The organism is Vagococcus changpingensis (assembly GCF_058211775.1).
Map to the genome: position 1 here is coordinate 197,250 of NZ_JBYVZB010000002.1, position 25,223 is coordinate 222,472.

Here is a 25,223-nt window from a genome sequence, read left to right on the forward strand (position 1 = left end):
GAGACTAACTTGAAGCATATTAACACACAATCATTAACAATGATGGCTTTACTGACAGCATTTTGTGTAGTCGGTAGATTATTAATGGTTTTTATACCAAATGTTCAACCGATTACGGCAACACTTATTTTAGTGACACTTTATATGGGAAGACTTGAAGCAATTGTGATTAGTTCGCTTTCTATTTTAATTACAAATTTTTATTTAGGTATGGGAGTTTGGACAATTGCCCAAATAGTATCTTTTTGGTGTGTCATTTATCTAGTAGTCCTATTAGATAAATGGACTAACGTAAAAAATAACAAGGTATTACAACTTATTTTGTGCCTGATATCCGGTCTAGGGTATGGCTTTCTCATATCGGTGATGTTAGCACCGATATTTGGCGTAACAAACTTTTGGGCATATTATGTGACTGGTATGAGTTTTGATATCATGCATGCTTTCGGAACAATGTTTTTTTATATCTTATTAAAGAGTCCTTTTATTTATCTAATGAATAAAGAAATGAAAAAAAGAGGTAGCTGAGCTATCTCTTTTTTATTTGGTCGATGATCGAATAACTAAGTCTTGCGTAATGGGAATAGGTGAAAAAGTTAAGTTTTTTAATTCACTATAAAGATAGTTAAAACAATTGGTCGCTTGAGTTTCTAAATGACAGTCGACGGTAGTTAAGTGAATAATTTCGCTGATAGCGTTATTATCAAAACCCATAATACCAATATCTTTAGGGATAGAATAATCTAAAAGCTGCAATTCAGAGATACATTCAGCCGCAATGAAGTCGGTATAAAACACAAGGCAGTCAGGTCTATTTGATGTTTCATGCCATTTTTTTGCAATGTTTCGTCCAATTTGATAAGGTTTAGTGTTTAAAAAAATCCATTCCTCTTTTTTTTCTAGCTCTGGGTGTTGCTCATAAAAATAATCAAGAGCATTGATTCGAGCAAGGGTATTTTTATTATTTTTATAACCTAAAATGTGCCCGATATTTTTATAACCTCTGCTAAGTAAAAATTCAAGAGACATTAGATAACTGTCGTACTGATTGACATAAGATGAATAAATATCAGGAGAATCAATTCGATGCCAAGTCGAGATGGGGCCAAATTTTCGATAAGGTTTAATATCATCCCAAGAGTTACTTCTAGTGAATATAAAGACAGCATCCACTTGCTTATATTTCATTAAATTTAACGCATCTATTTCCTTTGCTTTATCTCCACCAGTAACATATAAGTTGACATAGAAATCATATGTTAATGCCGTTTTTGTGAAAGCATTTAAAAAGATACTGGTATATTGATTAAAATCATAGGAGATGAAGGCAATTGTTTTTGTTAAACCAGCTTGTAGATTTCTTGCGATCATGTTGGGAATATAACCAAGTTCGTCCATGGCTTTTTCAATTTTGAATCTTGTTGCTTCGCTAACATATCCTTTATTTGAAACAACGCGAGAAACAGTCGATTTTGAAACACCTGCTTTTTTTGCTACATCAATAATTGTTGTCATATAAAGACCTCCATTTACAAAAATTATACCAAAAAAAACTTGACATGGGAATGTTCCCACAAGATAGAATGAACATACAAACAATATAAGGAGGAAATACAATGGGATTTAGACAAGATTTTTTATGGGGTGGCGCAACAGCAGCCAATCAATGTGAAGGAGCATATCGTGAAGATGGTCGAGGATTAGCGAATGTGGATTTAGCTCCAGTTGGACCAGATCGTGCAGCAGTTATTACTGGAGAGATGAAAATGTTTGAATTTGATGAACATCATTTTTATCCAGCCAAAGAAGCCATTGATATGTACCATCGTTACAAAGAAGATATTGCGTTATTTGCAGAGATGGGATTTAAAACATATCGCTTATCCATCGCTTGGTCTCGTATTTTTCCAAAAGGTGATGAAAATGAACCAAATGAAGCAGGTTTAAAATATTATGAAGACTTATTTAAAGAATGTAAAAAATATGGGATTGAACCATTAGTTACGATAACTCATTTTGATTGTCCAATGCATTTAGTTGAAAAATACGGTGCATGGAGAAGCCGTGAATTAGTCGGTTTTTATGAAAATCTGTGTCATGTTATTTTTAATCGTTATAAAGGTTTAGTAAAATACTGGTTAACGTTTAATGAAATTAATATGATTTTACATGCCCCATTTATGGGAGCAGGGCTTTATTTTGAAGAGGGTGAAAATAAGGAACAAATCAAGTACCAAGCTGCTCATCATGAATTACTAGCTAGTGCGATTGCCACAAAAATTGCCCATGAAGTTGATCCAGAAAACAAGGTAGGATGTATGCTTGCTGCAGGAGCAAACTATGCTTATACTAGTAAACCTGAAGATGTTTGGGCGTCAAGAAAAGCTGATAGAGAAAACTATTTCTTTATTGATGTTCAATCTCGTGGCGAGTACCCGTCTTATGCGTTAAAAGAAATGGAACAAAAAGGTATTACCTTACCAATTCAAGAAGGCGATTTAGAATTATTGAAAGAGCACACTGTTGACTTCGTGTCATTTTCTTATTATTCATCAAGATTGCAATCGACGGATCCAGCGGTGAATGAACAAACGAGTGGTAATATCTTTGAGTCACTTAAAAATCCTTATTTAGAGTCAAGTGAGTGGGGATGGCAAATCGATCCACTAGGATTAAGAATCACGTTGAATGATTTATACGATCGCTATCAAAAACCATTGTTTATTGTAGAAAATGGATTAGGTGCTGTGGATACACCAGATGAAAATGGTTATGTTGCAGATGATTACCGTATTGAGTATTTAGCAGAGCATATCAAAGCGATGAGAGATGCCGTAGAAATTGATGGGGTCGATTTATTAGGCTATACGACTTGGGGATGTATTGATTTAGTCAGTGCGGGTACTGGTGAAATGAAAAAACGTTATGGATTTATTTATGTAGATCGTGACAATGAAGGAAATGGAACACTTAATCGTAGTAAGAAAAAATCATTTGATTGGTATAAAAAAGTCATTGCAACAAATGGAGAAGATTTGAGCAATAGCTAATTATTATGAAGGCTTCAGATTTTTTCTGAAGTCTTTATTTAAATAAAGTACATTTATTGTTTACAAGAAAGCGGAAACATGTTATTATCTGTATGTAAAGGATTGTAACTGCTAAGCAGGCAAGACCTAAATTGAATGAAATAGTGAACGACAAGATTAGTCTCAGTATATATCTGGGATTAGTTTGCGTAGACTATTTTAGTCAGTTTAGGTCTTTTTTGCATTCAAAAATGTAAGGAGGAATTATTATGGCAAAGCTTTCTAATAGAGAGTTAGCGACACGAGTTTTAGAATTAGTTGGAGGAAAGGAAAATGTTAGTAGTGTTGTTCATTGTGCAACACGCCTACGATTCAAATTGAAAGATGAATCAATTGCTAAGACTGAAGAGATAAAAAAAATACCAGATGTTATCCAAGTCGTTCAAAGTGGAGGTCAATATCAAGTTGTAGTAGGAAGTAGAGTATCGGATGTCTTTAATGAATTACTAGATGTATCTGGGCTTGGAGAGCCAACAGAAGATGAGAAAAAAGATAGTAACATTTTTAATAAATTTGTTGATATTATATCAGGTGTTTTTACACCATTTTTAGGAGCACTGGCAGGAACTGGTGTATTAAAAGGGCTATTATCTATTTTATTATTGACAGGTGTTTTAACAGACAAGTCAGGAACTTATCAAATTCTTTATGCGGCATCAGACGGATTAATGCAATTTTTACCATTTGCTGTTGCGTTTACAGCTGCTAAAAAATTTAAGACAGATCCTTTTATTGCCTTATCAATAGCAGGAGCTCTATTATACCCATCTATCACACAAATGGCAGGAGAACAAGTAGCATTGTCATTTATGGGGATACCTGTCATCATTAGTCCAACAGGTTATATGCAAACAGTGATCCCAATCATATTGTTTGTTTGGTTACAAAAATATATTGAGAAATTTATGAAAAAAATTATTCCTGAATTTTTAAAAATTATTTTAGTCCCAATGTTTACTATTATGATCATGGTACCGTTAACTTTTGTTGCAATAGGGCCTTTAGGTACAATTATTGGAACAGGATTAGGAACAGCTTATACAGCAGTCTTTAATTTTAGTCCTATATTAGCAGGTGCAGTTATGGGTGGCTTATGGCAAGTGTTTGTAATGTTTGGGATGCATTGGGGTCTTATCCCAATAGCATTGAATAACTTAACACAATATGGCTTTGATACTTTAACACCAATGTTATTGGGAGCTGTTTTAGCTCAGGCAGGAGCTGCTTTTGCGGTATTTTTGAGAACAAAGAATGAAAAACGAAAAGCATTGGCACTCTCAGGAACGTTGACTGCTATTTTTGGTATTACTGAACCGACTGTTTATGGTGTGACTTTACCTCTAAAAAAACCATTTATCGCTTCTTGTATCGGTGGAGCTGTTGGTGGGGCAGTTATCGGTGGAGCTGGTGTTAAACTATTTGCTAGTGGTTTGATAAGTGTATTATCAATACCTGGCTTTGTGAGTACGATTGATGGTGTTGAATCAAACGTTATGATGGGAATTATTGGAAGTATTGTATCTATTGTTGTAGCATTTGTTATGACGTTGGTTATTGGATTTGATAAAGAAGTAGAATCAAATAATGAGGAACCAAATAATGTATCATCTGGTACAACAAGTCAATCAGAATCAAGAGAAGAGTTAGTTTCTCCTGTAACAGGTGAGGTTGTTCCACTATCTGAAGTCAAAGACGAAGTATTTTCTTCTGGTGCGTTAGGAAAAGGTATCGCTATTAATCCAACTATCGGTGAGTTATATGCACCAGCAACAGGAGAAATTACCACTGTATTTCCAACAGGGCATGCAATAGGTATGACAACAAATGATGGTTCTGAGATACTGATCCATATTGGTATGGATACTGTTGAGTTAGACGGAAAAGGATTTGATATTAAAGCTAAGCAAGGGGATAAAGTAAATCAAGGTGATTTATTAGGATACTTCGATATTAATTATATTAAGGAAGCAGGAAAACCTGTTGTCACGCCAATAGTAGTTACAAATTCAGATCAGTTTTTAGATGTCCTTACATTAGATCAAAAAGATATTGTATCAGGAGAAGAATTATTAGTGGTAATCAAATAATGGTGTTTTTATGGTATGATAATTAATTCTGTAAAAAAACATTTATAGGATGTATAATAAAATAAGGATTAATGATAATATCACTGGGTTAAGAAAAGGACACAAGAGATGATTATAAAAAAAATTTTAAATAATAATGTGGTAATTTCTGATAATAAAGAATCTCAAGAAGTAGTTGTGATGGGCAAAGGCATCGCATTTAATAAAAAAGTTGGAGATAAAATATCTTTAATTGCTATTGATAAGATGTTTGTTAATCATTTCGGAAGCGAAAGACAAGAGATGGAAAAATTGGTCGAAAAAATACCACCAGATATCATCGAAGTATCTAAAGAGATTATGTTATTAGCAGAAAAAGAAATTGGTTATAATTACTCTGAGAAATCTTATTTAAGTTTAACTGATCATTTGTTTTATGCTATAGAACGGGCTCGCGAGAAGATTTCACTTCCTAATCCATTATTATTTGATATAAAAAAATTTTATCCCAAAGAATTTAAAGTTGCTTTAAAAGCGGTTGAAATTGTGAAGGATAAGCTAAATGCGGACATGACAGAAGAAGAGGCAGGTGTGATTGCACTACATTTAGCTAATAGTGTGACAGATTATCAAGATATGGCAACAACAATGAAAAACACAGAGATTGTCAAAAATATATTAAATATTGTTAGACGATATGTTGGATACGAGTTTGATGAACACTCAACAAACTATCAAAGAATGGTGACTCATATTCAATTTTTTGTTCAACGAATAATAAATAATGAATTAAGTGAGGAAACAGATGATTTTTTGTATGAATTAGTTCAATCAAAATACCCAAAAGCCTTTCAATGTAGTTTAAGGGTGAAAGACTATCTTTTAACTAAGTATGATGTTCCCATTAATCAATCAGAAATAATCTATTTAACGATTCATATCAATAAGGTAATGGATGATAATAAAGGATAAAGAAGGAATACAAGTATTTATTCTTTCAGATTGAAGACAAACTAACTACCCATGTCTTACTATTTCAACATTAATAGTCACTCCGTTTCTCTATTTTATCAAAAAAGACAAAGTATCGAAATTTGTCAATACTTTGTCTACAGTCTAAGTAGTCTCTTATATTAAGAGACTACTTTTTTATTTTCTATTCGTTAATCTAATGAGTTATCTGGTGGGATATTTTTTTCTAGTGCTTGAATTTCTTGTTCTAAAATGTTAATATCCTGTTTCTTTTTAGCTAAGGTTTCTTTCTTTTCTTCTAAGGTTTCTTCTTTATCTTCTAATGGTGATTTTATTAGATAGTTCCATAAGATAGCAAACAGCGTTCCAATAAATGTATCAATGACACGGTCGATAGCATATGTAAAAGAGCTAGTTTTGGGAATAGAGAAGCATAAGAACAATAATGTCGCGACACCACCAATAATTCCTTTTTGATTTTTTAAACGAGTCGAGACAGTAATGGTGACTAAAACAAAAAATGGCACAAGGAAGATTTCTCCAATGGATTGATTAGGGAGTTTTAGTAAACAAATATAGTATAAAATTCCAGCAATTCCGCCAATGGTGTTGCCAAGTATTCTTGATTTTCCAAAACTCATGGTGGTTGACATATCTTCACGTAAAGCAAAAACAGCAGCTAGTGTGGCTACCATTGGGGAACCACGATGTGTTAAGTGAAAAAAAATAATGCAACACATAACAGCAATTGAGGTTTTAAGTGTTCGCAAGCCAATTCGATATTTTCCAATAACCATCTGATGAGCATTCTCCTATTTATTATGATTTGTCGGAACGGAACGTTGGTAATCATTTATTAATTTAGTGGTATACGACATATTTTGTAACGTTTCATTTGTGACGATTAAAGTTGCACCATTTGCTCTATCAATAGCAGAGAATAAAGCATCGGCTGTCTCATTTGCTACGTCATCATATAATTTTTTTTCTTGTGATAAACTAGTTTCAATATAAAGCTGAAGAGATTCAATATTATTGATGATAATCTCTAAACTACCCTGAATTGACACTAATTTAGTATTATCTACATCAACTGCCTTTTTGGAAATAATATTTTTTAGTTCTTTATTATAGGACTTAATTAGTTTATTATCTTTTTTTAAAGTCGATAATAATTTTTCACGTTCTTCATAACTTTTATTTAGACTGCTTGTTTCATTACCTAAAATATTGGTTATTTTTTTTTCATGGATATCTTTATCATAGGTTGTTGAAAAATTTTCAATAAGTGTATTTAAAGAGGAAATAGTTGCTTTTTCTTCTTTTAGTTGTTGATTGATATTTTTTGTGACGGTGACTGATTGATCCAATTCTTGTGTAATACCGCACGCACTTAAAGTAAACAAAAATAAAAATATGACTAAAAATGGTTTAATACGTGTCATAGAGTAACCCTCCTCAATATATCCCTATAATAAACGAAAGAGAAGTATTTTTCTAGTATTTGACGGGAAACAAATTTTGACTTTAAATAGAGTAAGGATAAAGTGTGAAAAGAGGAATAATATGAAAATTGGATTACGTACCATAAAAACTGCTTTAACAGCATCTATCGGGATTTGGTTAGCAAGCTATTTGGGGTTTAAATACGCCTCAACAGCAGGGGTCGTGGCGATTTTAAGTGTGACAAATACGAAACGTTCATCTGTTAAGATAGGACTTGGTAGGCTGTTAGCATTTATGCTAGCAACAATTATGGCTTATTTCTGGTATCACGTAATAGGATATAATCCATTAGCCTATTGTTTGCTATTATTATTTTATATTCCGATTGCTGGTAAATGGAAAATGCCTGAAATTGTCCCAATCAATTCAGTTCTAATGACTCATTTTTTAAATGAAAAATCAATGGCTCCGTGGTTAGTTTTTAATGCATTTGGTTTGTTGTTTATCGGGGTGACCTTAGCACTTATTGCTAATTTACATATGCCTAGTGTAAAAGAAGATATCGAAGAAAATAAACAGGTAGTTGATAAAACAATCCAAAAATTATTGATGCAGTTTTCAGAGATGCTTTATAGAAAAGATGTAGAAAATGAATGTAATGCTTTACTTGAAGGATTATCTAAATCGATTAAACAGGGAAAGCAATTATCAAAACGTCATATGGAAAATCAGTTGTTATCACAAGATGAGTATTACTTAAGTTATTTTGATATGAGATTACGTCAATTTGAAACATTAGAAGATATGAATGAGTTAATTAAACAAATTGATGTCGATAAAGATGTCGCAGAAAGTGTGGAAACGTTACTATTAAATATCGCAGAAACTTATGCTGAAGACAATAATGCGTTATCTTTAAAAGAAGATGTATTAGAAGTATTCCAAATGTATGAAACAAAATCATTACCAACATCACGAACAGAATTTGAAAACCGTGCGAAATTATATCAATTGTTATTACAAATTCAAACATTTATTGATATTAAAGTAAACTTTAGTCAAATGAATGAAAAAATGTTGTAGTTTTTCTAAACTTGTCTAGGTAAATGATGTATTTGATTCAAAAGTTTTATTAAATATAGTAGAATGAAAAGAGATATTATATTATTTAGTTGATTTAATAGATAAGAAAGAGGATGACGTATATGCATCAAGCAATGGTTAATATTATGTTAGATCGTATAAGAGATCAATTTATTAGTGAAGACACCTTTTGTAAAAATATTTTAGAACTACCTATAGAGATATGGTCAGATTGGAAAAAAGGTTTAGTACAGTTACCAAATGATAAGATGCAAAAGATTAAAAATTTATTTTCTGACTATGAATGGATGTTGATCCAAAAAATTGTCAGTCAGACAATTATGTTTCCAGAAAAAAGAAATTATGCAAGTGTCGAATATAAACGTTTAAAAACAGTGATTGCTAATACATGGATTAAATCAGGTGTAGCAAAAGTTGAATTAATTACCCAACAGCGTTTTAGTGATAGAGAATTGTTAAACGTCCCACAAAAACATGTAGTTGTTCTACGTGTTGTGATGAATTATGGTGAATGGGGATATGATGACATACTAGAATTCTTTATGCCAGGAATTGTCCAACAACAAATAGAGGAATCAAAAGTTGATTTAATTGAATGGCTAGATGAAAATTTGACAGATACTTATGCAGAAGAAAATACTCAACATAAGGGAAATGACTAGTATTCATGGCTAAAAAAATATTCATCGGTATTATCAGTTGTTTTATTGCACTGGGATTATGGGTTAAAGTTGGGGATAACCAAAAAGTAGTAGAAAAAACAACTCAAACAGATCAGATAAAAGAGCCAGTTCAATCTACAGCAAAATCAGATGAGACGTATCCAGGAAACGCAACAGATTGGGATCTTATTTTAGTTAATAAAGATAATAAGATTGAAAAAGAACCAACTAATTTAAAAGAATTACCTAATGGTGAAAAAATTGATAGTCGTATCTTTGGTACATTTAATGCAATGGTGAATGCTGCTGACAAAAAAGGATTTAAAATAGTGACTATCTCAGGCTATCGATCCGTAGCAGAACAAAGGGCGATTGTAGAGCGAGACATTGCAAGCTATAAAGCACAAGGCTTTTCTGATGAAGAAGCAAAGAAAAAAGCAATGGAATATTTAACAGAACCAGGATTGAGTGAACATCATACTGGTTTAGCTATTGATATTTTGGATCAAGATTGGTACAACAAAGGTAATATGCTAGAAGGTGAATTTGGTGATACAGATGCTGGAAAGTGGATTGAAGAAAATGCTTGTCAATATGGGTTTATTGTTCGCTATGAAAAAGGTAAAGAGTCAATAACAGGTATTAATTATGAGCCATGGCATATTCGTTATGTCGGTAAAGCTAATGCCTTATATATGAAAAAACACAACTTGTCGCTAGAAGAATATGTTGAAATGATTAAAAAGTAGGTAATTTATGGCGAAAAAATATACAAGAAGATATGGCAATCAACGTAAAGTAACGTTACCCTTAATACTAAGTTTGTTACTTTTAATGGTTGGATTAATTGTTTTTTTATTAAGTCTAAGAGGATTAAGTGATACCACTCCAATGACGCAATCAGATGTGTCAAATTCTACAGATAAACAGGCTTTTATTGAAGAAATTGTTCCGGTTGCTAAAGAGATGCAAGCTAGCCATGGTATTATGCCAAGTATTGTTTTAGCTCAAGCTATTTTAGAATCAGATTGGGGAACAAGTGAGTTAAGTGCTAAATATAATAATTTATTTGGTATTAAGTCTTTTAGTGCCAATGATCATTCAGTAAAACTTGAAACAAAAGAGTATAAAGATGGTAAATGGGAAACTATTAAAGCAAACTTTAAAGTATATGCTAGTTGGTCTGATTGTATTAGAGATCATACGTTGTTGTTTGTACAAGGCGTGGATTGGGACCCTTATTTATATCAAGGGGTGTTATTAGCAGATGATTATCAGACTGCAGCTAGAGCTTTACAAGTTGCTGGATATGCTACAGATCCAGGCTATGCTGATAAGTTAATATCTCTCATTGAAGAACATCATTTAAATCAATATGATTGATAAATTGAACTTTAATATTTTGATTAAAGTTCAATTTATTTATGGAGGAGAAATAATTATGAATAGAGAAAAACGTATTGCCCCTGAAATTGTCACAAATTTAAGAAAAGATTTAATCAATGTCCCAAACGTCATTCGAAATTGTTCAGGAATAAGAATTTATGGAAAACGAATTAAATCAATCTGCTATTCAACTGATATAGCTATTATTCGTAATATTGATGCAGATGCTGTGATAGCCGTTTACCCATTTACACCACATCCAACGATTACTAAAGCAATTATTGAAGCAGCAGATGTTCCTGTTTTTTCGGGTGTTGGTGGTGGTTTAACTCAAGGAAATCGCTCAGTTAATATGAGTATGTTTGCAGAAGCAAATGGTTCTCTAGGTGTCGTTGTGAATGCACCTACACCTAAGGAGACAATTTATGATATCTCACAGATCATTGATATCCCCATTATTGGAACAATAACATCGGAATTTACCGACATTGATGAAAAGATTGCAGCTGGTGTTCAGATTTTAAATGTTAGCGGTGGTAAACACACTGCTCATATTGTTCGAATGATTCGAGAAAGATACCCATTATTTCCTATCATGGCAACAGGAGGACCAACGGAAGAATCAATTATGGAAACCATTGAAGCTGGAGCGAATGCTATTACTTATACACCACCTTCAAACGGTATGTTATTTAGTAAAAAAATGCAGAATTATCGAGCAATAGAACGTGAAGACAGTAATGAAGACTAGCCTTTTTAATCAATTAATTGAATTAATGTATAAATGAACTTAGATTTAGATTTAAATCTAAGAAAAATTCGTGTAGAATATAAAAGGTAGATAAGATAACTATAAAGAATTTATTAAATAGTGACATATTTAGGAGAGAATAAAATGGAATTAAAGAGACAACAAGAATTTGTACAGTCATATCATTATGATGCATTACCTCAAGATCATTCTGAAGAAACATCTATTAATGTAAGTTTAAATCCTTTTGAAATTACAGATGAAATGACCATTGATGCAGAAAACAACTCGATTTTAGGGTTGAGAGTCGAATTTAAAATTATATTAGATAATGTTGCCATTAGTGGTGATGTCGCTCAATTTGTTCAAACAGTAGGTAGAAAAGTAGATAAAATTGAAGATTTAACTTCAGAAGAAGTGAACACTTTGGTACAACCTTTATTCGTTTTGATTGAACGATTAACTTATGAAGTAACCGAGATTGCGTTAGACAAACCTGGTGTACAACTTAACTTTTCTCAAGAAGGCTAAATAAGTCTAAAAAAGTGTTGTGGTCTAACAACACTTTTTTAGTATCATTGTAAGCGAGTTGATAAAAAACGGAGGTAATATAATGAAAAGTGACCAGGGGAAAATTAGTATGCGGTTGTTCAAAAAAGAAAAAAAGAAACCCCGTAAAAAATCAATTACCGTAATAGAAAAAAATCGACCATCAGGATCTATGACCAACCAATTAGAAATATTATTCGATCCTATTTTTTTCTATAAAATTGATAAAAGGTTAACTGTCTTTTTTCGTAGATGGCGTTCTGTGTTATCTATCTATCCAATAGAAAGAGCATTTTATCATATTAATGATAATGGAATAATTAAATTGTACATCTCTTTCAGCGTTTCAGCATTACTAAGTGATATTGAAATTAAACATTTTTTTAAAGCAGTTCAGGAATTATTGACTGCTCCATATAATACTATAGAATCTAGTGACATGGTACAACCTGTTTTTCAGACAGGAAATGAGTCAAATAAAATGAATTTTAATATTTTAGATGATCAAGATAAAATCATTGATACATTACAAAAAAAAGTGGTGGAACAAGACGCTTTAGTGAATCAGTGGAGTAAAGAACGAGATAAAGAACAAAAAATATTAATGGAGCAACTAGATATTATTGAAAAAGAAAATAATGACTTATTGCGGTATGTAGATACTTTTCAAGATAATAAAATACTACCTAAAAAAGAACAATTAGAAGATATTTACCCAACTAAAAATGACGAAAGTCATCAACGTTATTCCATCCTGTCAAACGAATTGACAAATGCTAAACATTTAATTAGCGAGTTGCAACATAACAATAACCTACTCAGTTTAACGCTGAATGAAACATCAAAAAAAAATCGGCAATTAACTATATCTGAAAATAAACAAGTCGATGAAATTAAAGATTTACAGCTAAAATTGACAGAATTAGAGACAGAAAATTCAACATTAAAAAATCTATATCAAAAAGAACAAGATGACAAAGCACAATTAATCAATCAAGCCCAACTTGATATGAAAGAATTTGAGGAAAAAATTGCGGAACAAGAAAGACAGTTAGTATTAGTATCAAATGATTCCTTTAAATTGCAAGCTAAAATTGATGAATTAGTGAGTGAAAAGACAGAATCTGATTTATTAATTGATGAATTAAAAGAAGAAAATCATTCAGTAAAAAATAAATTAGATCAAGAATCAGTTGAAAAAGACAATGTCTTAAGAACGTTGGAAGAACAAAAAAAATCGTATTGGCAATTAGAAAAAAAATTAAAAGAGTGGATTGATAAAAGCCAAGGAATGGAACAACAACTTGAAGAACAACATAATAAATACGAACTAGATACATCCAGTATGTTAAATGATCTAACTAATTTAAAAGAATTAAATCAGAAATTAAGTGAAGAAAAAAACTATTATCAAAATGAGATGAGACAATTATTAAAAGAGGTTAATCGTTTAAGTGATCGTGTTGCTTATCTCCAACAGTTTGTTGATCAGACTTTAGTTGAAGAACAAGAAGATAACAGCGAAGGGACAGATTTAATAAATGAGGAAAAAATAGAAGAAGAACAAGCAATACGATACGATGAAGATGATATTTTGGACTTATTTCAACAAGCAGATGATGCTGAAGTTGAAGACGTTAAGGTTCCAGTCGAAGAGTACCGGGCATATCGGTTATCATTAAAATTTTTGGAGTATCGATGGTATCAAGCTAATATCATGCAAGTCAATGATACTGGTAAAAGTGAACTCAATTGGAGTAAGCATTATATATCTGAAGCGAATGAATTCTTTGTAGAACTAGAAAATCTAGTCAAGATACCATTACTGTCGAAAAAATATGTTATGATGGATAAGGAAATTAAGTTACGCTTAAAAGCGTACCAAGCGTTATCTGCTTATTTAGAGAGACGTTATTTTAAATCAAGTAAACATTTTTTTGATAGGGAGACGGCAGAATAATTATGCAAGATACACAAGTTTTTGATATTTTAGAAAAAGAGTTACCCAATATAAAAAGAAAACAAATCGATACCGTGTTGCACTTATTAAGTGAAGGAAATACGGTTCCTTTTATTGCACGTTACCGTAAAGAACAAACGGGAAGTCTTGATGAAGTAGAAATTCGAGAAATTGAAGAACGCCATGCTTATATTGAGGGATTAGTCAAACGTAAAGAAGAAGTTACTCGATTAATCAGTGAACAAGGAAAATTAACGAAAGATTTAGAGAAAAAAATTAACGCTGCTAAAAAAATGCAACGAGTGGAAGATTTATATCGTCCCTTTAAACAAAAACGTCGAACTAAAGCGACCATTGCAAAAGAAAATGGTCTTGAGCCGCTAGCTGATTGGCTATTGACATTTCCAAGCAATGGGTCCGTTGAAGATGAAGCAGCTAAATACGTTAATGAAGAAGTTAAAACATCTGAAGAAGCTTTATCTGGAGCACATGAAATTATCGCTGAAGTGATTAGTGATGAGCCATCTTACCGTGAATGGTTACGTAATATGACGAAACAAACAGGTCTTTATACCACAAAAGTAAAAGATAAATCATTGGACGAGAAAAGTGTGTATGAAATGTATTATGATTTTTCTGAACCAATGAAAAAAATGGTATCACATAGAGTACTTGCGGCTAATCGTGGTGAAAAGGAAGGTGTGTTGAAAGTTGCGATTGAAATAGATAGCAACCGAGTATACCAGTATTTCGAACGTCACTTAATTAAGAGTGAGACAAGTATTGCAACACCTTATATACGCTCAGCTTATGAAGATAGTTATAAACGATTTATAGGACCGGCAATTGAACGAGAAATACGGAATGAATTGACTGAAAAAGCAGATGAACAAGCCATTACTATTTTTGGTGAAAATTTAAAAAATTTATTATTACAACCCCCTTTAAAAGGGAAAGTTGTATTAGGGTTTGACCCGGCTTATCGCACAGGATGTAAGCTAGCTATTGTTGACCCAACAGGTAAACTATTGGCTGTTCATGTGATTTATCCACATAAACCAGCTAATGCCAAAAAACGTGAAGAAGCTAAGCCGGAGTTCATTAAATTATTAGAGGAATACAAAGTTGAAATGGTGGCAATCGGTAACGGGACGGCTAGCCGTGAATCAGAAGCATTTGTTTCAGAGTGCTTGAAAGAAATGAAACGTCCTGTTTTTTATGTGATTGTTAATGAGGCAGGAGCATCAGTATACTCAGCTAGTGATACGGCACGAGAAGAATTCCCAAATTTACAAGTTGAAGAACGAAGTGCTGTTAGTATCGGTCGCCGCTTGCAAGATCCATTAGCAGAATTAGTAAAAATTGATCCAAAAGCAGTAGGAGTGGGGCAATACCAACATGATGTCTCACAAAAACGCTTAGGAGAAAAACTTGATTTCGTTATTGAAATGGTTGTTAACCAAGTTGGAGTAAATGTTAATACAGCAAGTGCCCAACTTTTACAGCATGTGGCTGGATTAAATAAAACAACGGCAAAAAACATTGTGATTTATCGCGAAGAAAACGGTGAATTTACTAGCCGTACTAGCCTGAAAAAAGTACCACGCCTAGGACCAAAAGCCTATGAGCAATCAATCGGATTTTTACGTATTCCAAATGCTAAAAATATTTTAGATACAACAGGTATTCACCCTGAAAGTTATGGATTAGTAAAACAATTATTAAAAGAACTAGCGATTGATATATCAGAAATTGGGACTGAGGAAACAAATGCGAAATTAGAAAAAGTATCTGTTGAACAAATGAGTGAGACATTATCAGTTGGTAAAGAAACACTAGAAGATGTAATCAGTGCGCTAAGACAACCTGGACGAGATATGCGTGATGATTTAGCTGCGCCCATTTTAAGAAAAGATATTCTCAAAATGGAAGATTTAAAACCCGGGATGCAATTAGAAGGAACAGTCCGAAATGTGGTTGATTTTGGTGCATTTGTGGATATTGGAGTGAAACAAGATGGTTTAGTTCATATCTCAAAATTAAGCCAATCATACATTAAGCATCCAACAGATGTCGTGGCAGTTGGAGATGTTGTGACAGTGTGGATAGTAGATGTAGACGTCCAAAAACAACGCATCACATTGACAATGATTGATCCAACTCAAAAATAAGGAGAATCTTTAGATGAATGATGGTGAATTACAGTCTTTGGTGGAAAAAACGTCTCTAATGTATTTTGGTAAACCATTTTGTCATCAAGCATCATTTAATAAACGGTTAAAAACAACTGGTGGACGGTATCATTTAGACTCCCACCAGTTAGATTTTAATCCTAAAATATTAGTGGTTTATGATGAACGAGTACTGATAGGGATTATTAAGCACGAACTCTGTCATTATCATCTTCATTTAGAGAATAAGGGTTATCAACATAAAGACAAAGAGTTTAAAGAGTTATTAAACCACGTTGCTGGGTTACGATTTACACCACCACTTTGTGAGAAGAAACAATCAAAGTTTTACATGATTGAATGTTGTCAATGTCATAAACAGTTTCAACGAAAGAAGCGTTTAAATTTGGCAAAGTATCGTTGCCAGTGTGGTGGGAAATTAATTTATTTAACAAAATAATAAAAATATAGTGGCGACGACTAAGTATTATATGGTAAAATAATACTACGATTAGCGAGAATGTCGGAATTGGCAGACGAGCAAGACTAAGGATCTTGTGAAGAGTATTCTTCGTGAGGGTTCAAGTCCCTTTTCTCGCATATTGATTGGGTATCAGATCTATTGATCTGGTACTTTTTTTATAGACGAGAAGGAATGAGAAAAGTTGATAGAAATAGGTCTAACCACATTTAAAGAGCATGGGAAATTATTGAACAAATCATTTTTAGCGTTATCTGACTACGCGTCTTTATTTCCAGTGGTAGAAATGAATACCTCTTTTTATGGGATTAAACAACCAACTGTTAGCCAAAAATGGGTAGATGAGACACCTGAAAGTTTTTCATTTAGTGTCAAAGCGTTCAAAGTCATGACGAAACACGCTAAAATAGAAGAGTTTTATCAACGTGAAGAAGAGATGGATGACGCATTTAAATTGTTTTTAATGCCTTTGATTCAACAAAATCGATTATCAACGATATTGTGTCAGTTTCCGAGTTTTTTTATTTGTAATAAACCAAATGTGGAGTATCTTCGTAAGTTAAGATTACGATTCAAAGAGTTTCCTATGGCAATCGAATTTCGAAGTGGCACATGGTACAACGACTCTGTCAAACAAGATATGATTGAGTTTATGAAACAGTATCACTACACATTAGTGACAGTAGATGAACCACAAGTCGCTCATCACTCGGTGCCATTTTTACCTAAAGTAACTACAAAAGATTATGCTTATTTGAGATTACATGGAAGAAATAAACGCTACTGGACAGAAAAATCAGGAGATTGGCGAAAAAAGAGAACGCTCTATCGTTATTCAGATAGTGAGTTAAACGAATTGGCAAAGGACATTAAACAAATAGAAGCTAAAAAAATAGTTGTTGTGTTTAATAATAATTCAGGGGGAGATGCAGGTGAGAATGCCTTAACTTTAAAAAATATGTTAGCCATTGATTATAAAGGGTTGAATCCGACGCAATTAAATTTATTTTAAAAAAATTCACAAAAAGACAAAATTGTTTCTATAATAAACAAATACATTAAATCAACATGCGGTGATATCAATGTTTTTTGTTGATATGAGAGAGTAGCTAAAAAGTTACTCTCTTATTTTTTGTGATAATTTTGCATTTTTCCGTGAGAGCCCTTACTATGTGTGATGTCGATAGGTAGTAACGTATACGTAAAGGAGTCGAAAAAGTGATTCAATTAAAAAAAGTGAGAAAATCATTTGGTGACTTTCATTTAAGAGACATCACTTTAACAATAAATGAAGGCGTTATTTATGGAATAGTGGGAGAAAGTGGTTCGGGAAAGTCCACACTATTAAGTATCTTAAATTTAACTACACCAATTGATGACGGAGAATTAGTTATTGATGGGGTACACTGTGAAACATTGACTAAAAGTCAGCAGCGTATGTTAAAACAGGAAATGGGTATGATTTTTCAGGAGTATCACTTACTAAACAATTTGACGATACTTGAAAATATTCATCTGCCATTAAAATTAAAAGGGATAAAAGATGTTACAAAGGCTATCTATTGGTTAGAAAAAGTAGGTCTTTCAGGATATGAAACAACCTATCCTTCTCAATTAAGTGGTGGGCAAAAACAACGAGTCGCGTTAGCGAGAGCGTTAGTGACAAAACCTAAATACATTTTATTAGATGAAGCAACCAGTGCACTAGATGAGTATAATGCACAGTTGATTTTACAAGTATTGACGGAAGTTCACACAGAGTATCAACCTACCATTATGTTTGTTAGTCACGATTTGGATAAAATTAAAACATTTTGTCAGGAGTGTTTGATTTTAGATAAAGGAAGTATTAGTCGTATTGTCACTGTGACTCATCATAGTAAAGATGAATTGTTGGCATCTTATCCTGAAAAAGCATTCAGGAGGTTAACAACATGACCTCTATATCGCATGCGATGATTTATTTTCCAGAACTAATGTTGGCACTTAGACAGACACTATATATGATTGGTGTCAGTATGATGATTGGGTCATTACTAGGCTTAATAATAGGGACGAGTTTATTTTTATGCCGAGGAAAAGAAACGTGGCAAAAAAAGTTGGTATATCATCTGACCTCCAGTTATGTCAATATTATTCGTTCATTTCCATTTCTATTATTGGTCGTGATGTTAATTCCACTCACTAGAATAATTGTGGGAACAGGATTTGGTCCAAAGTCAGCTTCAGTATCGTTAAGTTTAGTGGCGATTGCCATCTTTGCTAGACTTTGTGAACAAGTACTACTAGATATTCCAAATAGTGTGTTGGTTTTATCTGATTCACTCGGTGTGAGTTTATGGCAAAAAGTGATTCATTTTTTATGGTTAGAAGCAAGAAGTGGTCTTGTATTAAGTGCCACATCAATGTTAATTAGTTTGGTATCTTATTCGACTGTAATGGGGGTAGTCGGTGGAGGAGGCATTGGAGACTTCGCCATTCGATATGGCTATCAACGTTATGAATATACGGTCATGATGATGGCTATTGTGATGATGATTGTATTGGTTGGGTTAATTCAGTTAGTAGGGTATAAAATAGCAAAAAAATTAGATAAAAGGACGTTGTCATAATGAAAAAAAGTTTAAAGTATTCAGTATTATTAGGGTTAACATTAGGGTTAGTGGCGTGTGGAAAAGCTCAAGAAAGTAAAAAAGAAGACACACCAAAAGAAGATAAAATCATCAAAGTGGCTTCTCAGGCACCACCAATGACTGATATTGTCAATGTAGCTAAAGAAGAAGCCAAAAAAGATGGGTGGGATATTGAATTGGTTCAAGTAACAGATAACATCCAATACAATGAAATGTTAAAGAGTAAAGAAGTAGATGCGAATTTTGCTCAACACAAACCATATATGATGAAATTTAATCAAGAAAAAGATGCAAACTTAGTCGTAATTCAACCAATCTATAATGCAAAAGTTGGTTATTATTCAAAAGACTATAAATCAGTTGACGAGATTCTTGAAAAAGCTAAAATTGCCATTCCAAGTGATGTGTCTAATGAAGGTCGTGCGCTTGCTATTTTAAACGAACAAGGATTGATTACATTAAAAGAAGGTGTTGGTTTTAATGGAACACTGAAAGATATCGAAAAAAATCCAAAAGAACTAGAATTTTTATCAGTTGATTTACTTAACTTAGCCGAAGCTTACAATGAAAAAGATGTTGCAATGGTATACAATTACCCAGCTTATATTGCGAAAATTGGTCTAGCACCAGATGATGCGATTTTATTAGAAAATACAGTAGATGAAAGATTCGCGATTTCTTTAGTCGCTAGAGAAGACAATGAGCAATCTGAAAAAATTAAAGCTTTGAAAAAAGCTATGACAAGTAAATCAGTTAAAGAATATATCGAGAAAGAACATAGTAAAACAGCTATTCCAGCGTTTTAATATGTCCCCACCTTTTATATGATGAAAGGTGGGGTATTTTCTAGTTAAAAACGTGATAAAGGAGAGAAAAGATATGACAAGTGAAACCATCGAATTAATTCAAGGAAAAAATGGGATAGAATTACCATTTGAGTCTGGTAACTGGGTGTTACTAAAAGAAGAAGGCTATTCACCCATCCAAATGTTGGTGGCATCTGTCGCAGGGTGTGGTGCATATGTGTATCAATCGATTTTGAATAAATCAAACATATCGTACACCTTTAAGGCAGTATCAGTGAAGTATACAAGAAATCAAGAAAAACAAAGTAAACCTATTGAAAGTATTGATATGACATTTGAGGTGAAAGTAGCTGATGAAGACCAAGAAAGAGCTCGTCGTGCTTTAAAACTGATTAGTAAACATTGCCCAGTTATACAATCACTTGATCCGGCTATCTCAGTATCTGAGACAATCAAATTTATTTAACTATATTAACTAAGTTTATTATTCTCAACGAAATGAGTGGAAGATATCATCATGACGTTGGGATGTTTTTTATTTATTTCAACTAAATGTCTTATAAAAATGTCTTATGAATAAGTAAAGACATAAAATTTGTCTTTTTAATTGCTAAAATTGAAATAGATAAGTTATACTTGAACAGGAACATGAATCATTAGTAGGCACTTTAAAGGTCAAAGCATGAAAAAATGACTTTTTTAGAATTAACTAGTGATAGAAAGTAGTGAATGTGCTATAATCTTTCTTAGATGTAAATTTTCTAATATATTGATCAATTGTATGAAAAAGAGGTTTTAAGTGTGTTTAATATAGACATTTAGTCCTCGTATTTCTGGTGAGTCGAAAGGGTAGTGGTCACAAACATATATGGAGGAAATTTCATGAATACTAAAACCTGGTTATGGGTATTACTTTTTGTAATTATCCTAGCAGTAGCTGCCTACCTAGTTGCGTTCTTTATGAAGCGCAGAAATCAAGATAAATTGGAGGAATTAGAAAAACGTAAAATTGCGTTATTCGACCTGCCAGTGATTGAAGAAGTGGACGAAGTAAAGAAAATGCACTTAGTAGGACAAAGCCAAAACACATTTAGGGAATGGAACCAAAAATGGATTGATATATCTACCATATCTTTTGCTGAGCTAGAAAGCCTAATTTTTGAAATTGAAAACTTAAATGAGACCTATCGATTAATGAAGGTTAAAGAAGCCATTGTAGAAGCTAATGACATGTTGACTGGCATGGAAAAAGAAGTTGAAGAAATCCGTCAGGGCTTGAAAGAATTACGTGGAAGTGAAGAACGTAACTCCGAAGCTGTTCAAAAAGCTTTAGATGCATATGAGTCAATTAGTAATACAGTGTCTGAAAATCCTGAAAAATATGGTGTCTCTTATAGTGAACTTGAAAAACAAATTCAAAATGTTGAACGCGATTTTACTCAATTTGTTGCATTAAATACAGCTGGTGATCCAATGGAAGCACGTACTGTATTAGAAAACGCTGAAAAGAGAACATACGAAATCCAAAAAATTGTCGAGCAAATTCCACCTTTAGTCGAAACACTAACAAATGTGTTTCCAAAGCAACTAAAGGAAATAAAAGAAGGCTACGAAACATTGAAGAAAGATCACTATGTATTTGAAAATGACGTAGTGGCTGTTAATGTTGAAAAACTAGAAACAAAAGTTGACTCAACATTATCTAATTTAGAAAAATTAGAAATTGAAAATGTTTCAAAATTAAATACTGAAATTGCTAAAGAAATTGATCATTTGTATGACATCATGGAAAAAGAAATTTCTTCAAGAGTTTATGTTAATGACAATAAAGCAAAATTAACAAGCCTATTGGAACATGCCGATAAAAACAATCATTTATTAATGATTGAACTAGATCATGTCTCTCAAAGTTATATTTTAAATAACAATGAATTGGGAAGCGTCAGAGGTTTCCAAGCTCAGATGGAAGAAATACAAAAAGAATTTGACGAAACTGAAGAACAAATGAAAAATAAAGAAGCGATTTTCTCACAAGTTGCTTCTTTTTACCGCGAGAGTCTAGCCCAATTGAAAGACATTGAAAACGGGCAAGTTGAGATAAGTCGTTCTATTAAGGATTTTGCTCCTAGAGAACGTGAAACTATCCAAAAAATTGATGACTATGAATTAGAATTGCGTATGTTAAAACGTTATGTTGAAAAACAACGCTTACCTGGAATACCAAGCAGTTACTTGGAATTTTTCTTTGTAACTGGAGAACGAATTGAAGAACTAAGCCAAGAGCTTAATAAAATTAGAATAGATATGAATCATATCGATCGCTTAGTTGGTGTATGTGATGAGGACATGCGCACGCTTCGTGAAAAAACGAATGAGTTGATTGATAGTGCCGCTTTAACAGAGCAAATGATTCAGTACGCTAACCGTTTCCGTTTCTCTCATCCAGATATAAAACACGCAATTGATCGCAGTTTGAGTTTATTCTCAAGAGAGCATCAATACAAAGATGCTTTAGATGTTATTTCTGAAGCGATTGAACGAATCGAACCAGGAGCAACAGAACGTATTAGAAAATATTATTTTGATAATAAAGAGACAACAGTCTAAGAAAAAAGTCCAAGAAAGCCAAACGTGTTTTCTTGGTTTTTTATTTTGTCATCAGAGAAAGTTGATGATTTAATAGTAGCGCGTTATAATGGGTAAGGAATTTTTAAGAAAGAGTGACGATATGATATATTTTGATAATAGTGCCACAACCATGATTCATCCGCAAGTGTTAGATACCTATAATAAAGTCAGTCAACGTTTTATGGGAAATCCTTCAAGCTTACACCGTTTAGGTCAACAATCATCTGTGTTATTAGAAAAATCACGTGTTCAAATAGCAGATATATTAGGGGTAGAGTCTTCTGAAATCTTTTTTACCAGTGGTGGGACAGAAGGAAATAATTGGGTTATAAAGGGGACAGCGATAGAAAAACGCTCTTTTGGTAATCATATTATCGTGTCGAGTGTGGAGCATCCATCTGTTTCTAATACAGCGAAACAATTAGAAGAACTTGGGTTTAAAGTCTCTTTTTGTCCCGTTGATAGAAATGGCATGATTGATTGTCATGACTTAGAACAATTAATTACTGAAGAGACAATTTTAGTATCAACTGTTGCAGTAAATAGTGAAGTAGGAATGGTTCAACGGATTAAAGAGATTAGTACATTATTGGAAAACTATCCATCGATTCATTATCATGTTGATGCAGTCCAAGCCATCACTAAGTTGTCTGTTGATAAATTTTTAACCCCTCGTGTAGATTTCATGACGTGTTCTGCTCACAAATTTCAAGGGCCAAGAGGAATTGGATTTGTTTATTGGCGAAGTGGAGCAAAATTATCTCCTTTATTGACTGGTGGGGGACAAGAACATAATAAGCGCAGTGGGACAGAAAATACACCAGCGATTGTTGCGATGGCAAAAGCAATGCGTATTGCAACAGATGATCAAGAGATGAAAGAACAAAAAATGCGCCATCTAAAAAATGCCTTAGCAGCAGGATTACAACAGTACGAACATGTGACAATTTTTTCTTCATTAGATGATGACTCATCAGCCCCTCATATTTTAACATTCGGGTTAAAAAAAGTCCGCGGCGAAGTATTAGTTCACGCATTTGAAGACAAAGATATTTATATTTCGACAACGAGTGCCTGTTCAAGTCGTCAAAAAACAGATAGTAGTACACTTCATGCAATGGGAGTGACTCATCGTTTTGCTGAAACAGCCGTTCGTATCAGTTTAAATCATCAGAATACCATAGCAGAAGTAGAGCAATTTTTAGTTATTTTTAATCAATTGTATAACAAATTTTCGAAAATTTATTCGTAAGAGGAGCCCCAAAATGAAAGCAACAGAAATTATGATTCGCTATGGCGAGTTATCAACAAAAGGAAAAAACAGACGCATTTTTATTAACCGATTAGCTTATAATGTGAAACAAAGTTTGCATGCTTACCCAAATGTAAAAGTAAGAGCAGACAGAGACAGGATGCATTTGATTTTAAATGGTGAAGATGATCGATTGGTTATGGAACAATTAAAACCTATTTTTGGTATTCAAAGTTTTTCACCAGTCGTTCGGATAGAAAAAGACACTAAGTTAATTTGTCAAACAGCAGTCGAGATGGTAAAGGATATTTGGAAACCAGGCAAAACCTTTAAAGTACAAAGCAGACGCTCAGATAAAGAATTTATTTGGGATAGTAAAGATATTAATAAAGAAGTAGGAGCTGCTATTTTTCATGGCATAGAAGGCATTGAAGTGAAAATGATTCAGCCAGATATTCGTATGGAAGTAGAAGTTCGTAATGAAGCGGCTTATTTATCTTGTGAAACGATTTATGGCGCTGCCGGGTTACCAGTTGGCTCAAGTGGTAAAGGTATGTTGATGCTATCAGGGGGGATTGACTCACCCGTTGCTGGATATTTGGCAATGAAACGTGGGGTAGAAATAGAGGCAGTCCATTTTTATAGTCCTCCATATACAAGTGAGCAATCATTAAATAAAGCCAAAGATTTAGCCGTTAAATTAACGCCATATGTCGGTCAAATACAATTTATTACAGTCCCATTTACGGAAATTCAAGAAGAAATTAAACGAGGGATTCCACAAGGGTATTGGATGACAGTGACAAGACGTTTTATGTTACGCTTGACGGATAAAATCAGAGAAAGACGTCAAGGATTAGCGATTGTCAATGGAGAATCACTGGGTCAAGTCGCCTCACAAACGATGCATAGTATGTTAGCGATAAATGATGTGACCACAACCCCAATCATTCGTCCGGTTATTACGATGGATAAATCAGAAATCATTGAAATAGCAGAAAAAATTGATACATTTACTCTAGCGACACAACCATTTGAAGACTGTTGCACAATTTTTGCTCCACCAGAACCAAAAACAAAACCAAAGGTAGACAAAGTTCGAAAATATGAAGAACGATTGGATATTGACGGATTAGTTGAAAGAGCCTTAGAGGGAATTGTCAGTGAAGAAATTAAATCAAGCGACACCTTCTTACAAACTAGTACACAAGAGATGGATGATTTATTTTAAAAAACAAAAAAGAAGTGGATAAGTCCACTTCTTTTT

At 33.1% G+C, this 25,223-nt stretch carries 24 protein-coding genes and 1 tRNA gene; 22 read left to right on the top strand and 3 right to left on the bottom strand.

The genetic code is table 11. The annotated features are described in order from the left end of the window. Positions 1-9: 9 nt before the first annotated feature. Entirely contained in the window at positions 10-528 is a 519-nt protein-coding gene (locus AC37UB_RS05400; protein WP_233519158.1) for a hypothetical protein, read from the top strand. A 12-nt stretch (positions 529-540) separates the two neighbouring features. Here the strand turns inward: AC37UB_RS05400 and AC37UB_RS05405 are convergent, their stop codons facing one another. Continuing rightward, positions 541-1,515, bottom strand: coding sequence for a LacI family DNA-binding transcriptional regulator (locus AC37UB_RS05405; protein WP_117972553.1), 975 nt, complete (start codon positions 1,513-1,515; stop codon positions 541-543). A gap of 101 nt (positions 1,516-1,616) precedes the next feature. On the opposite strand from AC37UB_RS05405, the gene AC37UB_RS05410 reads away from it, so the two are divergent. The 3 genes from AC37UB_RS05410 to licT all read left to right on the top strand — a co-directional run bounded on the left by AC37UB_RS05410 (position 1,617) and on the right by licT (position 6,127). Then, positions 1,617-3,050 carry a 6-phospho-beta-glucosidase gene (locus AC37UB_RS05410; RefSeq protein WP_490685416.1) on the top strand — a complete coding sequence of 478 codons (1,434 nt, stop codon included), beginning with the start codon at positions 1,617-1,619 and terminating at the stop codon, positions 3,048-3,050. 248 nt (positions 3,051-3,298) lie between these two features. Continuing rightward, a complete protein-coding gene (locus AC37UB_RS05415) occupies positions 3,299-5,176 on the top strand; it encodes a beta-glucoside-specific PTS transporter subunit IIABC (RefSeq protein WP_490685417.1) in 1,878 nt (625 codons plus the stop codon). Between the two features lie 108 nt (positions 5,177-5,284). Then, on the top strand, positions 5,285-6,127 hold the full coding sequence (gene licT / locus AC37UB_RS05420; RefSeq protein WP_117972556.1) for a BglG family transcription antiterminator LicT: 843 nt from the start codon (positions 5,285-5,287) through the stop codon (positions 6,125-6,127). Between the two features lie 191 nt (positions 6,128-6,318). On the opposite strand, the gene AC37UB_RS05425 is transcribed toward licT, so the two are convergent. Further along, complete coding sequence (locus AC37UB_RS05425; protein ID WP_117972557.1) at positions 6,319-6,924, bottom strand: FUSC family protein; 606 nt, start codon at positions 6,922-6,924, stop codon at positions 6,319-6,321. A gap of 15 nt (positions 6,925-6,939) precedes the next feature. Next, positions 6,940-7,572: a hypothetical protein gene (locus AC37UB_RS05430; RefSeq protein ID WP_117972558.1), complete on the bottom strand. Its 633-nt coding sequence runs from the start codon at positions 7,570-7,572 to the stop codon at positions 6,940-6,942. A gap of 121 nt (positions 7,573-7,693) precedes the next feature. Between AC37UB_RS05430 and AC37UB_RS05435 the strand changes: the two genes are divergently transcribed. The 18 genes from AC37UB_RS05435 to thiI all read left to right on the top strand — a co-directional run bounded on the left by AC37UB_RS05435 (position 7,694) and on the right by thiI (position 25,187). Further along, on the top strand, positions 7,694-8,656 hold the full coding sequence (locus AC37UB_RS05435; RefSeq protein WP_117972559.1) for an aromatic acid exporter family protein: 963 nt from the start codon (positions 7,694-7,696) through the stop codon (positions 8,654-8,656). 122 nt (positions 8,657-8,778) lie between these two features. Further along, complete coding sequence (locus tag AC37UB_RS05440) at positions 8,779-9,339, top strand: hypothetical protein (RefSeq protein WP_117972560.1); 561 nt, start codon at positions 8,779-8,781, stop codon at positions 9,337-9,339. Between the two features lie 5 nt (positions 9,340-9,344). Continuing rightward, positions 9,345-10,088, top strand: coding sequence for a M15 family metallopeptidase (locus AC37UB_RS05445; protein ID WP_117972561.1), 744 nt, complete (start codon positions 9,345-9,347; stop codon positions 10,086-10,088). 7 nt (positions 10,089-10,095) lie between these two features. Then, a complete protein-coding gene (locus AC37UB_RS05450; RefSeq protein ID WP_117972562.1) occupies positions 10,096-10,722 on the top strand; it encodes a glycoside hydrolase family 73 protein in 627 nt (208 codons plus the stop codon). A 58-nt stretch (positions 10,723-10,780) separates the two neighbouring features. Next, a complete protein-coding gene (locus AC37UB_RS05455) occupies positions 10,781-11,476 on the top strand; it encodes a hydrolase (protein ID WP_117972563.1) in 696 nt (231 codons plus the stop codon). A 144-nt stretch (positions 11,477-11,620) separates the two neighbouring features. After that, positions 11,621-12,007, top strand: coding sequence for a DUF1149 family protein (locus AC37UB_RS05460; RefSeq protein ID WP_117972564.1), 387 nt, complete (start codon positions 11,621-11,623; stop codon positions 12,005-12,007). Positions 12,008-12,089: 82 nt separating this feature from the next. Beyond that, the gene (locus AC37UB_RS05465) at positions 12,090-13,985 is read left to right on the top strand and encodes a hypothetical protein (protein WP_490685418.1); all 1,896 of its coding nucleotides are present in this window, start codon (positions 12,090-12,092) and stop codon (positions 13,983-13,985) included. A 2-nt stretch (positions 13,986-13,987) separates the two neighbouring features. After that, positions 13,988-16,156 (top strand): Tex family protein, encoded by a 2,169-nt coding sequence (locus AC37UB_RS05470; RefSeq protein WP_117972566.1) that lies wholly within the window; start codon positions 13,988-13,990, stop codon positions 16,154-16,156. 13 nt (positions 16,157-16,169) lie between these two features. Further along, on the top strand, positions 16,170-16,616 hold the full coding sequence (locus AC37UB_RS05475; RefSeq protein ID WP_242094112.1) for a SprT family protein: 447 nt from the start codon (positions 16,170-16,172) through the stop codon (positions 16,614-16,616). Positions 16,617-16,670: 54 nt separating this feature from the next. Next, positions 16,671-16,756 (top strand) — tRNA-Leu (locus AC37UB_RS05480). Between the two features lie 65 nt (positions 16,757-16,821). Further along, the gene (locus tag AC37UB_RS05485; protein ID WP_490685419.1) at positions 16,822-17,649 is read left to right on the top strand and encodes a DUF72 domain-containing protein; all 828 of its coding nucleotides are present in this window, start codon (positions 16,822-16,824) and stop codon (positions 17,647-17,649) included. A 206-nt stretch (positions 17,650-17,855) separates the two neighbouring features. Then, on the top strand, positions 17,856-18,575 hold the full coding sequence (locus tag AC37UB_RS05490; RefSeq protein WP_490685420.1) for an ATP-binding cassette domain-containing protein: 720 nt from the start codon (positions 17,856-17,858) through the stop codon (positions 18,573-18,575). Continuing rightward, positions 18,572-19,249: a methionine ABC transporter permease gene (locus AC37UB_RS05495; RefSeq protein ID WP_117972570.1), complete on the top strand. Its 678-nt coding sequence runs from the start codon at positions 18,572-18,574 to the stop codon at positions 19,247-19,249. The genes AC37UB_RS05490 and AC37UB_RS05495 overlap by 4 nt, the downstream gene beginning before the upstream one ends. Then, positions 19,249-20,076: a MetQ/NlpA family ABC transporter substrate-binding protein gene (locus tag AC37UB_RS05500; RefSeq protein WP_490685421.1), complete on the top strand. Its 828-nt coding sequence runs from the start codon at positions 19,249-19,251 to the stop codon at positions 20,074-20,076. The genes AC37UB_RS05495 and AC37UB_RS05500 overlap by 1 nt, the downstream gene beginning before the upstream one ends. 73 nt (positions 20,077-20,149) lie before the next feature. Next, positions 20,150-20,542 carry an OsmC family protein gene (locus tag AC37UB_RS05505; protein WP_117972572.1) on the top strand — a complete coding sequence of 131 codons (393 nt, stop codon included), beginning with the start codon at positions 20,150-20,152 and terminating at the stop codon, positions 20,540-20,542. A 416-nt stretch (positions 20,543-20,958) separates the two neighbouring features. Then, positions 20,959-22,683 carry a septation ring formation regulator EzrA gene (locus AC37UB_RS05510; RefSeq protein WP_117972573.1) on the top strand — a complete coding sequence of 575 codons (1,725 nt, stop codon included), beginning with the start codon at positions 20,959-20,961 and terminating at the stop codon, positions 22,681-22,683. Positions 22,684-22,804: 121 nt separating this feature from the next. Next, positions 22,805-23,956 carry a cysteine desulfurase family protein gene (locus AC37UB_RS05515; RefSeq protein WP_117972574.1) on the top strand — a complete coding sequence of 384 codons (1,152 nt, stop codon included), beginning with the start codon at positions 22,805-22,807 and terminating at the stop codon, positions 23,954-23,956. Positions 23,957-23,969: 13 nt separating this feature from the next. Beyond that, complete coding sequence (gene thiI, locus AC37UB_RS05520; protein ID WP_117972575.1) at positions 23,970-25,187, top strand: tRNA uracil 4-sulfurtransferase ThiI; 1,218 nt, start codon at positions 23,970-23,972, stop codon at positions 25,185-25,187. The last annotated feature ends 36 nt before the right edge of the window (positions 25,188-25,223 follow it).

Bases quoted from the DNA above. Each gene is read 5' to 3' on its own strand.
- AC37UB_RS05405 (WP_117972553.1), bottom strand. From the start codon at position 1,515: ATGACAACAATTATTGATGTAGCAAAAAAAGCAGGTGTTTCAAAATCG.
- AC37UB_RS05410 (WP_490685416.1), top strand. From the start codon at position 1,617: ATGGGATTTAGACAAGATTTTTTATGGGGTGGCGCAACAGCAGCCAAT.
- AC37UB_RS05415 (WP_490685417.1), top strand. From the start codon at position 3,299: ATGGCAAAGCTTTCTAATAGAGAGTTAGCGACACGAGTTTTAGAATTA.
- licT (WP_117972556.1), top strand. From the start codon at position 5,285: ATGATTATAAAAAAAATTTTAAATAATAATGTGGTAATTTCTGATAAT.
- AC37UB_RS05425 (WP_117972557.1), bottom strand. From the start codon at position 6,924: ATGGTTATTGGAAAATATCGAATTGGCTTGCGAACACTTAAAACCTCA.
- AC37UB_RS05430 (WP_117972558.1), bottom strand. From the start codon at position 7,572: ATGACACGTATTAAACCATTTTTAGTCATATTTTTATTTTTGTTTACT.
- AC37UB_RS05435 (WP_117972559.1), top strand. From the start codon at position 7,694: ATGAAAATTGGATTACGTACCATAAAAACTGCTTTAACAGCATCTATC.
- AC37UB_RS05440 (WP_117972560.1), top strand. From the start codon at position 8,779: ATGCATCAAGCAATGGTTAATATTATGTTAGATCGTATAAGAGATCAA.
- AC37UB_RS05445 (WP_117972561.1), top strand. From the start codon at position 9,345: ATGGCTAAAAAAATATTCATCGGTATTATCAGTTGTTTTATTGCACTG.
- AC37UB_RS05450 (WP_117972562.1), top strand. From the start codon at position 10,096: ATGGCGAAAAAATATACAAGAAGATATGGCAATCAACGTAAAGTAACG.
- AC37UB_RS05455 (WP_117972563.1), top strand. From the start codon at position 10,781: ATGAATAGAGAAAAACGTATTGCCCCTGAAATTGTCACAAATTTAAGA.
- AC37UB_RS05460 (WP_117972564.1), top strand. From the start codon at position 11,621: ATGGAATTAAAGAGACAACAAGAATTTGTACAGTCATATCATTATGAT.
- AC37UB_RS05465 (WP_490685418.1), top strand. From the start codon at position 12,090: ATGAAAAGTGACCAGGGGAAAATTAGTATGCGGTTGTTCAAAAAAGAA.
- AC37UB_RS05470 (WP_117972566.1), top strand. From the start codon at position 13,988: ATGCAAGATACACAAGTTTTTGATATTTTAGAAAAAGAGTTACCCAAT.
- AC37UB_RS05475 (WP_242094112.1), top strand. From the start codon at position 16,170: ATGAATGATGGTGAATTACAGTCTTTGGTGGAAAAAACGTCTCTAATG.
- AC37UB_RS05495 (WP_117972570.1), top strand. From the start codon at position 18,572: ATGACCTCTATATCGCATGCGATGATTTATTTTCCAGAACTAATGTTG.
- AC37UB_RS05500 (WP_490685421.1), top strand. From the start codon at position 19,249: ATGAAAAAAAGTTTAAAGTATTCAGTATTATTAGGGTTAACATTAGGG.
- AC37UB_RS05505 (WP_117972572.1), top strand. From the start codon at position 20,150: ATGACAAGTGAAACCATCGAATTAATTCAAGGAAAAAATGGGATAGAA.
- AC37UB_RS05510 (WP_117972573.1), top strand. From the start codon at position 20,959: ATGAATACTAAAACCTGGTTATGGGTATTACTTTTTGTAATTATCCTA.
- AC37UB_RS05515 (WP_117972574.1), top strand. From the start codon at position 22,805: ATGATATATTTTGATAATAGTGCCACAACCATGATTCATCCGCAAGTG.
- thiI (WP_117972575.1), top strand. From the start codon at position 23,970: ATGAAAGCAACAGAAATTATGATTCGCTATGGCGAGTTATCAACAAAA.